8 protein-coding genes are annotated in these 11,139 nt (G+C 60.9%); 1 reads left to right on the top strand and 7 read right to left on the bottom strand.

Going from position 1 to position 11,139, the window contains the following annotated elements; all coding sequences use genetic code 11:
• Positions 1-123: 123 nt before the first annotated feature.
• From V473_RS19605 to V473_RS19585, 5 genes are all read right to left on the bottom strand, one after another.
• Complete coding sequence (locus V473_RS19605; RefSeq protein ID WP_082679243.1) at positions 124-924, bottom strand: trypsin-like peptidase domain-containing protein; 801 nt, start codon at positions 922-924, stop codon at positions 124-126.
• Positions 921-2,153, bottom strand: a complete 1,233-nt coding sequence (locus V473_RS19600) for a site-specific integrase (protein WP_082679242.1) — start codon at positions 2,151-2,153, stop codon at positions 921-923. Before V473_RS19600 ends, V473_RS19605 begins: the two co-directional genes overlap by 4 nt.
• Positions 2,154-2,155: 2 nt before the next feature.
• Positions 2,156-3,343, bottom strand: coding sequence for a hypothetical protein (locus V473_RS24200; protein WP_169793967.1), 1,188 nt, complete (start codon positions 3,341-3,343; stop codon positions 2,156-2,158).
• A 173-nt stretch (positions 3,344-3,516) separates the two neighbouring features.
• On the bottom strand, positions 3,517-4,383 hold the full coding sequence (locus V473_RS19590; RefSeq protein WP_006953933.1) for a recombinase family protein: 867 nt from the start codon (positions 4,381-4,383) through the stop codon (positions 3,517-3,519).
• A 142-nt stretch (positions 4,384-4,525) separates the two neighbouring features.
• Positions 4,526-7,435, bottom strand: a complete 2,910-nt coding sequence (locus V473_RS19585; RefSeq protein WP_048938210.1) for a Tn3 family transposase — start codon at positions 7,433-7,435, stop codon at positions 4,526-4,528.
• A gap of 235 nt (positions 7,436-7,670) precedes the next feature.
• Between V473_RS19585 and V473_RS19580 the strand changes: the two genes are divergently transcribed.
• Positions 7,671-8,696 carry a hypothetical protein gene (locus V473_RS19580; RefSeq protein WP_066609020.1) on the top strand — a complete coding sequence of 342 codons (1,026 nt, stop codon included), beginning with the start codon at positions 7,671-7,673 and terminating at the stop codon, positions 8,694-8,696.
• A 61-nt stretch (positions 8,697-8,757) separates the two neighbouring features.
• Here V473_RS19580 and V473_RS19575 read toward each other — a convergent pair whose 3' ends face one another.
• The gene (locus V473_RS19575) at positions 8,758-9,774 is read right to left on the bottom strand and encodes a ParB/RepB/Spo0J family partition protein (RefSeq protein ID WP_066609019.1); all 1,017 of its coding nucleotides are present in this window, start codon (positions 9,772-9,774) and stop codon (positions 8,758-8,760) included.
• Between the two features lie 46 nt (positions 9,775-9,820).
• A complete protein-coding gene (locus V473_RS19570) occupies positions 9,821-11,023 on the bottom strand; it encodes an AAA family ATPase (protein WP_066609017.1) in 1,203 nt (400 codons plus the stop codon).
• Positions 11,024-11,139: the final 116 nt, after the last annotated feature.

The raw sequence follows: 11,139 nt of genomic DNA, 5'->3' as shown, positions 1-11,139 counted from the left end.
CGGTTGCGGCGCGGACGCATCGGCAAATCACGAGAATGCGTCGAGCGACCTCAGATCTTCGGGGCTAACTGACCCGGGCAATTGGCCGACTCCCCTTCACAGCGCGATAGAAGAGATAGTGGGTCATTGGCGGCGCTCGACCCGAGCCTTCATCGCGGCGGCGACGACCTCTTCCACGAGGACCGCCGGCCACACGCGCCCGAGCTGCGCGTCCGTCGCATCGTTGGTGTGAAAACGCCCGGAGTAAATCCCGATAAAATTGCATGCCCCATCACCGCTGCTGATCCGTCCGTGGCCATCTTCCAGCTCGACCTGGCCATGAACGCGTTGAATGACCGGGGAGCCCGACATGCCAGGCCGAGAGGCTGTGTCCACGATCATGAAAAGGTGATCCATTCCGTTGCTCAGGAACGGCTCGCTGGCAAACGATCCCTGCTTCCACACGGGCATGCCGATGCCCAGCCTTCCGAACGGATACCCGAGAATGAAAACCGGCATGCCGATCCTCTGTTTGATCGGCAGGGTCTTGATCGCATTCATCGGCATAATGTCCGCCTCGCGAGGCGGCGGTAGATCGACCTCAAACGATACGACGTCGACCTTAGAACGGTGAATCGGATGCTCGACCCATAGCGGTTCTCCATCCACGTCGACGGTCGGCACGCGCACCACGAGCGGCGGCTTTGCTCGGTCCGGCAGAGGAACATGGACCCGCAGATGGTCCGGGATCCCGCCGAGCCTATGGGTGGGTTGCCCGGTCTCATTGTTGCGCCCGGATGCCACGTGCCAGTTGGTCAGCAGCGACAGTTTCAGGTCGGTGCGGAACCAGAGAAAAGCGGTTGCGCCACCCAGAAGCTGGTCTCCGAAATAGGCCTCTACGAACAGGGGCACCGAGGAGCAGGCATCAATACCTGGGGCTGTCATCCAAGCCTCCTCATCAAGCGGCCAACAGCGCCGGCCTCGGCGGCCAGGTTTCGATTATAGGCCAACGGCATACGAGGGCTTTTCCAGCGCAACGCGTCCATGATGCCAGCAAGATCCTCCCCCGCTGCGAAGAGGTCCTGATTGAGACCTATCCGCGTCGAGTGAGCGCTGATCCCCTTAAGCAGTCGCGCTAGATCCTCGGCGGTGAGATCGGGGAGCGATCCATGATCAAACGCGCGCTGAATGATCGTCCGAAAGATCGGTCCGATCGACCCAGCATGCAAGGGCGCCGAACCAACGTCATACTCGACGCGAGCCGGCACCGCGGGTTTGGACAATGTCTTGCGCAGGTCCCACGCTTCGCGGCTGGAAATGCTGTCGATCCGCCGGCCCTTCACCGCCGCACGTGCTTTGTAGCGCCGGACCTGCACCCGCCTGAACAGCGGACCCGCTGAAATGTCCGCCGCCCGCGTCCACGCCACAATTGCCGAGACGGTGCGCGGGCTCAGGAAGGCAGTCGCCCCCTGCCCGTCCTGGTCGCCCTTGCTGCGCAGGATCTGTAGAAGCCGGGCTTCGGGATCGATCGCTTCCTCGATCTGCTCGATCGCGACCGCCACTAGCTCGGACGCGCGCAACCCGGTGTCGTAAGCGGTCGACAGCAACGCCCGGTCGCGCAGGCCCGGCAGATCGTCCGGACAAGCGTCCAGCAGCGCGCGGATGTTCAGTCCGCGGGCCAAGTCGCGCTCGACATCGCGGACCGGTCCTTTGAAGCGCAGTGGCCGCGCTTGCTTTTGCGCCGTCCCTTTTTCGCGCCGCACGGCTGCCAACCGCAGCTTCACCAGCGGCGCCACCGTCGGGTCCTTCAGATCGAGCAGTTGGTGGATCTTCGCGATCGAGGCCTTGTAGCGGGCGAGCGAGGCTGGCTTGCTTCCCTTGCCCGCCCGGGCATCGAGATAATCAGCCACCACCTCAGGCGTCGCCGGCAGCGCGATCCGCTGGGTGCGCCGGCACCAGGCCTCGAACGCCTCGATATCGGATTTGAGCGCGCGGATGCTGTGCGGAGACGACGCAGCCTGATAAGCCGCGACCAGCGCTTGGTCGATGATGATCCGCTCGCCGGCGCGCATCTGGACAAGCGTCCAGGCAAGATCCTCCGGGGAAGCGACCAGAACCGTCGTTTCCCCAGGAGGGTACGGCCCTAGATGGTCGCCTGGCAGCGCTTGCTCCATCGCTAGCGCTTTGCCATCTCGACGATCTCGGCCAGCGTGAACGGTTCGAGGCCATACACCGCCGCCAGCCCGTTGAACGCGTCGACAACGACCTGCTGGAGCGCCTCGGTCTCGACCGACGTCAACGTCGCATCATATTGGTAGGACGGCTCGACCGCGCCGAAACCGTCCTCGCCGAAGTCGAACGACCCACGCGGCCACCAAGAGCCGGCCAGACCATTGACCCCCAAGCGGACATGGATCGGTAGCGATCCGCCATGATCGAGCGCCAGCTTGGCGTTGCGCTTGAGAAAATCCAGCCAGTGCCGGAAGAAATAGCCGGTCGCGAGCGTGATCCGACCATCCCGATCGAACAGGAATCCGCCTGCAACGCCCCAGAATTCGCCGGTCTTCTCGAACCATTGGGTGATGGCAACGGTCGGCGCGACGCCCGCCTCCTCCGTTCCCGGCCAGTAGATCGCCGTGCCGCCCCGGCTCGTACCGAAGCCGAGCGAGCTGGCGTCCGCCATCAGGTCGGGATGCCCCTCCCCGCTGGCGAGCAGGCGCTTCGCGTCAGCGTTGGCGCTCCATTTCGACGGGATCAGACGCGCATAGCCTGGAAAATGATCTTTCCAGCGATATTTGCTCGATCCATGACTGGGATGGGTGACGATCTGCGGCTCGGCGCGATCAAACCAGAGATCTGCGTCGCCGGCAAAATGGGGTTGCCAGTGCACCGCCTCGGGCGACGGAGACGGCAGCTGGTCGAGCGACAGCTTCAGCGCTGCCGCCAGCTGTTTGGCAAGATCGCCGCGCACGCGCCGCAACTCGGCCGTATCGGCGTCGACGGGCAGGTGGAAGCTGATCGGGCCTCGCCGTCCGCGCAAATCGAACGGCAGCTTCTCGAGCCTCGCGCCTTCAAACGCCGTATTCCAGACCTGGATCACTCGGTGCTCGGTGAGTGCCCGATTGGCGTACCCCATCTCGAGCAGCACGTTCGGGTTCGCACAAGCCTTGCGGTCCGCCGACAGGGCGATCGGCGTCACGTCGCCGACGAACACCGCCGCCTCGTCGATCTTGCGATAGATGGTGGCTACGATGTCGGGTGTGCCGGCGACGCCCTGGGTGTCCGATGTCAGGCTTGGCCGATCGGCCTCCTCGACGTCGGCCGACAGCATTGTGATCGCCGCATCGAGCGCGAAGCGGATCACCTCGCGGGTGACGCGGCTGTCGAGATCGCTCTGCCATGACCAAAAGACCGTCTTTTCCACCCGTGCTCGCCCTCGCCGCCTCGCCTCCCCGATAGCGGACCTTATAGGCCCAGTCGGCCCGAAGCTGCGATTTTGGCCAGGTTGAAGAACGAACACTGAACGCTTGATTGATTCTACCAGGACCGTTGCTGACCACCGACCTCGTAGATATCGGCTTCCATGGAGCAATTGTAGCTCTCTGCGATGTTGAACATCTCGGAGAGGAGGCTTTGGATTTCCTCATCAAGGGAAATGCCATCCGGATCGGGGTCATAGGCGACGGTCAGTTTGTAATCACAATTGCCGTTTTTTACCATGGCGTAGTCGCGTTCCAGCATCGCCTCAATCCGCTCCCGAGCGGGTTTTCTACCTCTTCCACGCTTGTTGAAGTTCTCGATAATCAGATGCAGGGCGATGCTGGCAGTGGGCGGCTTTTCCGGCAGTTTGGTCTGTGACGGAATAATGTCGAGCGCCCGATAGACGGTCATTCGTGAGACCTTCAGGTCGCGGGCAACGCGGGCCTTGCTGGCGCCGGCGGCAAGGCGACGGCGGATTTCATCGTCATCGACGTTCTTCTTCCGGCCTTTGTAAACGCCTTCGGCGCGCGCCGCTTCGATCCCGGCGCGCTGACGATCCTTGATGAACTTCAGCTCCATATCGGCGACCATGCCGAGTATGGTGATGACCATTCGCCCCATGTCGCCCGCCGTCGTCACCTCTGGCTCAAGGATGCGCAGCGAAGCTCCCTTTTCATCAAGCTCATGCACCAGGTTCAGGACATCGCGCGTGGAGCGGCCGAGCCGGTCGAGCCGCAGCACGACCAGCTCGTCGCCGGTGTGCATAAACTGCATGATCGTTTCCAGTTCCGTGCGCCCGCTCCGCGAGGCCCCCGATCCGGTCTCGGAACGGATAATTTCGCAACCTGCATTCTTGAGGCGGCCAATCTGGATATCCAGATCCTGGTCCGTGGTGCTGACGCGGGCATATCCGATACGAGCCAAGTGCAAAATCCGTCACATTAGGGTGGCTCTTGCAGTGTATCGTCACATTGAGCGCAAACCCACCCTTTTGTGACAGACGAATGGTGTCACTCGGCCCTATCACTCTGGGGTGTACCCAAATGTTATAGGCCGATCAGCCGCCTCACGCTGCAAGCCGTCCAAAATCAATCCGGTCGTTCAGGTCGAGGTCGAAGCGGCCATAAGGGTTCACATGACTGTAGATCAACGGCGTGAGACCACGATAATCTTCCGGCGTCATCCGCCCCGCCCACTTCGGCTCAACCAGTACGGTCTGAAGCATGCGGGTGTTCACATACACCAGCGACGCTTGCAGGAGGTGTAGCGCCAGAACGGAGATTTCCTGCTCATGGATGCGGTTGGTGGCGATCTCGCCGCCCTTGCCGAAGAACACGAAACCATTAGCGCCGTTCCAGTTCTCAACCACATTCAGCCCTTCGTGGATCTCGCGGCGGAATGCCTCCTGACGCAAATACCGGCATAGGAAGATTGTTTTGACCGCGCGGCCGAGTTCACTCAGCGCCTTGTAGGTCGGGTGCATCACTTCGGCTCTGGCAAACCGGAGCAGGATCGCTTCCGGATCGGCGGTGCGCGATTGCATGGCAGCGGCATATTTGACCATTTCGTCATATTGTTGCTCGATCTCGTCCCAGTCGATCGGGCTGGAGAGGATCGGCAGTAAATTGGAAAGCCGCGTGCGCATGCCGGCTTGGGGAAGGGCCAGTTTCTGGCGTGCCACTGCTTTCAGCCGCGGGGCAAGCTCAAATCCAAGGAGTCGGCAGAACGCAAAGCCGACTGCGCTCTGGCCGTGGCTATCGACGTACTGGCGCTGGATTTCCATGTCGGTGCAATGGCGTAGCACGCCTTCGATCATGGAGGCGACCTCCGAGGAAGAGCACCGCTTGAGCTGGGAATAAACGCAGGTCGCGCGCTTCTCCACATGCCAGTAGATCATGACGCCACGGCCGCCATAGCGGGCGTGCCATTCCGTCATCAGGTTGCGGTCCCACGCGCCGAACTTCGTTGAATCGGACGCGCATGCCGTGCCCGCATCTCCCCATACTGCGGCATTGCGGATTGCCAGTGTCGCGTTTGCTACCCGCGCGCACGCCTCCCTCAGCGCTGGCGCGTGGATGAAACGGCGATGGACATGCAGCAATTCCTCGTAACTGACATCGGGTGTTGCGCCAGCGACCCGCTTGAGCCCGGCGTTCGTGCCCAAGCCATAGAGACACAGCAAAAGACGCTGAGCCAAGGCTGCTTTCGACAGGGTAACCCGCGAGGCCGACGTTTCGAAAGCATCCATCAATCCCGTGTCCAGAGCAGCCTCTTTCAACACGTCCAGCAGTCCGGTCATCGGCCAGCGCTGACCGATCTCGCTTTTGATCGAAGCGAGACCCTTCGGTTCGGGCAAGGGCTTGAACGGTGTAATCGATATCCGGTTGTCGCCGCGCCACAGGAGCCGGACCTTGTCGTTTTGTGGAATATTGGCATTGAGGAGCAACAGTTCCCGTTCAAGCTCCTCCCGGATCGAGGCGCAAAACGCCTGCGCATCTGGCGTCAGGCTGAGGCCGGAATAGTACGCATCTCGCCTGATCTCGAAGTCCTTGGGAAGATCGTCATCGGGATTGCGATAGCGATCCGCCCCGACCACCCAGATTTCTTTGGAGCGGATGCGGTCGCGCAGTTGCGTCAGGACGCAAAGCTCATAGCTGATCCGGTTTACCCGCCCATCGTCATCAATGACGGAACTGCGCCATCGCGCTGGAATCACCTCATCGATCGGAACATCCTGCAATGGCACGAAGCGGCATCCGCCATCCACCTTGCTCCTGATCCAGTCGAGGGCCGCCAGGACCGGCCGCCACACCGCGTTGTTCGACCGGAACTCAAGTACGGAAAGCAGGCTTGGCAGCATGCGCCGGTAATGATTGGCCCAGGAACCACGCATCACCTTGTAGATGCGCCGGTCCAGAGCGCCCTTCGCATGGCTCTCCTTGACGATCGCCGCCAGCTTGGCCTTACCGGCGATCGGGAAAATGACATCGCAGATGCGCCCCGATGGTTCATTGATCGAGGCGCTGGCGATCTCGACCAGCAGGCGCTCCTTTCCATAGACCCGCTCGATGTCTTTCGCGATATCGCCCACCACCTTGCGTTTCGAGCGCGTTCCGATCTTGTGAACGGTTTCGATCAGCAGGTCGATCATCGCGTCAGTGAGTTGCGCCTCCCGCGACATTAGATAAATCGCATAAAGGCCGAGCTGTCGCGCCGGCGCATGCCGGCGCATCTCCGAGGCCTTTTCACCGGCAACGCGGCGAACAATCTGATCGACCCATGGCTTGCCCGTAGCCGTCAGGAGATCATGGGGAAGATCAAGTCTCTGGATAAAGGCGAGTTTCTCGGTCACGTCGAGAATGTTGTCGAGCGTTGCCTGTCCGGCGTCACCCTTCATCCTGTTGAATCCGGTCGAGCTGTCCGGATCGGCAAGCGAGGCTTCCAATAACGCCACCGCATCTGACGAAAGCCGATCACTGGTTCCGATCAGCCAGGTGTCCAGATAATCTTGCCGTTGTGAGCGAACGACACGTTCAAGCTCCTTGCGCGACGGCCCATAAATACGCCGGTCCCGGCACCACAGGAAAACATGCTCAAGCATGGCATTGATCGACTGGCCGCCCGGGCACAGCTCGCCAGCAATCCATTCCGTCAATTGCGCGCGATCCACCCGCTTCATGCGGTGATATCCAAGATGGATCAGGATCTCCGCACAATGCCGTCGTGCTGTCCGACTGGAAAAGTCATAACCGGCTATCTCGCCAGCCTCGACACCGAGTTGCTCGGCCAGATACGAGAGGCCATCGGTAGGGATTGAGCCGGGATCGATCGCGAAAAACCCCAGGGAAGCGAAGAATTTCAGCTGCGCGGCGAGGCCAAGGCGCGTCAGGGCCGGCTTCGAATTTACAAAATCAATATCGGCAAAGCTCAGGCTCCATCGTCCGATCAAATCCCCGCCCGGAATACTCCGATCCATCAACCCACTCCCTATGATGGAGCGAACTGTCCTCTTCTATGATTTCCATCGTCAATACCGAATGCCACGTTCCCAAAACGTTCTCCGACTTGGCCAAAATCGCAGCTTGGGGCCGACTGGGCCTTATAAAGCAGGGTCAATTACGCTTATGCGATAACTGCAATTATCGCATGTCTATATTTAAGGAGTAACAGCATGATAGACGCTAGGGCTACTTTGGGGATATGTTTATGCCATGCCCATTACCATCCCAGACCTCTCAGAGCCAATCTGGACTTCCCGGCTGGTCGCCCGTCTGGAACGGGCAGCAGCGGCAATAGGCCGCCTTGATGCCCGTGTTTCTGCCAGTCCTGCCGCCGCCCCGTGGCAGCGACGCGCCACCTGGACCGGCTATACCACGGCGCTGCGGGTGCAGGGCGCCGAGATTGACGAAATTGATATTTTCGGCCGGGAATGCGCCGTCAATCTGCCCGGTCGCCGGCCGATGCCGACCCATCTGGACGATCGTGATGCGCTGCCGATTTGGCAGCGGCAATTGGCCCAGCGCGAATCCCGTTATTGGCGAGACGAGCGCGCGATTTCAACGGACGTTCCAGAAGATTGGAGCCAGCGGCCAGCTCTCCTCCGCGCGCTTGAGATTACGGCCCGGCGCGCCCGCGCAGACCGCACGATCACGCCGTGGCTTGCCGTCCCCGCGCTCCTGCGATCGATGCAGATCACCCAGGCTGTGCTGCCGTGCCTGACGATTGGCGACAAAGCGCTTCGCCTCTCGCCGCGCGATACGCAGGCCATCGTCCTGCGCAACCTCCGGTCGCTCACCGATCGGGCGGAAGAGGGGCTGGTGAGGCTCCAGGCGCTCGAGGAAGACCGCTTACGGGCCGCCGCCGCCCTCCATGGCGCGCACCGTCCTGGCAAGCTCCTCGAGCTGCTCAGCCTTGTCCAGTTTGTTCCCGTCGTTAGTCCTCGGATGCTCGCCCGGCGATTGGACGTGACGATCTCTGGTGCCGGCAAGCTGCTTTCTCGCGCGGCAGAGCTGGACCTTCTGGTGGAGGTGAGCGGTCGTCAGGCCTGGCGGACCTATATGACGCGCGATCTGGCTATCGCCTTCGGGTTTGGTGTCCGTCCGGTAGGGCGGCCCCCTGCCCCGCCCCAGGCGCTCCCAGATTTTATACCCGCGCTCGCAGAGTTTGATCGTGAAATGGCCGAACTCGATTCGATGCTAGCTGGCCTCGGTATCGATGTCTCGGCTCACCACCACTGATTGAGTTGCAGCGGGGCGTGACCGCTCGATGTCACGCCTCCCGTTCTTGCGTCGGCCCACTTCAGGCCCAGTGGGCGTCAAGCACCTCGCGAATAGCTTTCTCGGCATCCTCACGAGAGGCCCCACCCCTGTTGAGAAGTGTCAGGCGAATTCCCTTGCGATCAGTGCCCTCGATGCGAAGCACGGCTTTCCCGGTCTCGCTCGATACAACCTGCGCCATTCCTGACTTCTTGGGGGATCCTGACCTTTTGGGGGGGTCGGCCGCCAGCGCCAATGCACGGACGATGTCGGGCACAGCAACGGGAGCGCCCTCCCCTCCCGATCGAGCGCTGAGCGCGGCCGCTTCAGCAAATACGCGTTGGCGACGATCATCGGGTTTCAGCAAGGGCTTGATCGCTGTGACATGCTTGATCCGCAAATCCTGCGGATTGGGAAAAGCGACCATCAATTCCACCGGAAGGCGGGCGAGATCAAGATAGCGGCTCAGCCAGCTTTCTGTGACATTGATCCGCTCGGCCATGACCTTCTGCCGGCCCTCATAATAGGCATCAAGCGCACGGAGATAGTCGCGTGCCCGCTCCAGGTCGCTAAGGTCTTCGCGCGCCCTGTTCTCGATATCCGCGATGCGGAATGCTTCTTCATCTGACAGTTCGCGGATGTCAACCAAGAACCGGAAGTCGGGGTAATTATGGCTACGCAGCCAGCTAATCGACCAATGACGCCGCGCACCGCAGATCACCTCAAAATCATAGTCTGGTTCGCCACGCACACGCCGCACAATTGCCGGCATTTCCTGGCGTCCCTGCGCCTTTATGCTCTCGATGAGATCGGCGCATCGCTCCTCGTTGAGGAGCGCATATTCCCGGTTGTGTCCCGCCCACATTCTGCATCGAGCGGGATCGACCAGTTCATGCGTGCGGCTAACAACCGATCCCGCTGCCAATTCGGCCAAGCGGTTCTCTCTCCCAGTCAGTACATTCGAACCAAGGCCGGGACGACGCGGGGCGGGCGCACCATCTTCAGGCAGATTTATTCCGGCTGCTAAGTCAGCCGCGAAACTCGCATTCTTTCTGCTCATAATGCCGCCCCTCTACCGGGAATTGCACCGGTGCAATTTTTGCTTTTCATGCCAAACCTTCCTTTCGCAAACGGCCTAAATGGCTGGGCCACATGGCGCGAATATCCAATTCCAGCTCAGCGTTGACGCCATCGAGATAAGTGAGGCAGCGGTTGCGCACCGCACTGCTTGTGACGGGGCCGTCGAGTTCATAAACCGTCATCAGACGAGCCGTCGCATTGTCGATCTCAGCAGAATCCTTAAGCGGCGTACGCACCATGGCGTGACCGAACAACGTCCGCATCAGATTGAGCAGTTCCTTCTGCATCGACTTGTTCTCGTCGACCTTCGAGGCAACAAAGCGCAGGAATTTGAGAGACGGCGCAAAGCCGCGTTCGGCCAGCGTCTCGATGGTCTCATCAAGCATCGCCAGAAACGCCGCGGTCGAAGAAAAGTCCATGACGGTTGGAGGCACCGGAACAACAAGAGCATTCGCCGCGCGCAAAACCGACAAGGATATGGCGCCAAGGGCTGGGGGCGGATCAAGGACGATGACATCGAAACGATCAGCAATGCTAGAGATGCCTTGAGAGAGGCGATCGATAAGCCCCCCCTGCCCGCGCGCCATCCGGGCGGCGATCTCATATTCCGACTGGAATAGCCGCAAATTGGCAGGGATTAGTTCAAGGCCGTCGAAATGCGTTTTGCGCAGGGCATAGTCGAGCGAGGTCATTTCCTCCTGGCGGAGAAACGGATAGAGCGTGTCGTCCTCGGCCAGGTCGAGATCCGGCACATAGCCGAACAGCGTCGTTGCGGAGGCTTGGCTATCGCAGTCGATCAACGCGACCCGATAGCCCTGGATGGCGAGATACTGGGCGAGATGCACCGACAGCGTTGATTTGCCGACACCTCCCTTGAAGTTCTGGACAGCAACGACACAGCACGGGTCGTCTGCTGCCCGCCAAGGTCTCGTGCCGAACAGGCCCCGCATATCATTGAGCTGCGCGAGCGTATAACCCACTCTGCGATTATTCTCGGTTCGCGGCGGCGGCGGAAGTCGCCCGTCCTTTTCCGCGTCGCGGATCGCTGCAGGCGTCCGCCCGACCAGGTCTGCCGCCTTTCCGATTGGGAAAGTGGGCTCACGACGATCATCCGCCCGCGCGCTGCGCGCCGAATCGCGAAGCCGCTCAAGCACCGAGGACGTTCGCTGGGCAAGCGTGGCCACCGATAGAAGATCGTGGGTGTCGTCGATGTCTAGTGATGCTGCCACAGGGCGCCCCTTTGCGAAACTCGGGGCACTGTAGCGCTACTTGCGCTTTTCCGTCAAATAGAAGCGGAATTTCGAAAGTCGCGGCGCATCATGGTCGGCATATCGCTTAAATTATC

This window comes from Sphingobium cupriresistens LL01 (assembly GCF_001046645.1).
Classification (GTDB): Bacteria; Pseudomonadota; Alphaproteobacteria; order Sphingomonadales; family Sphingomonadaceae; genus Sphingobium; species Sphingobium cupriresistens.
Note: the sequence above shows the minus strand (reverse complement) of the source record. Positions and strands in the feature narration are given on the sequence as shown.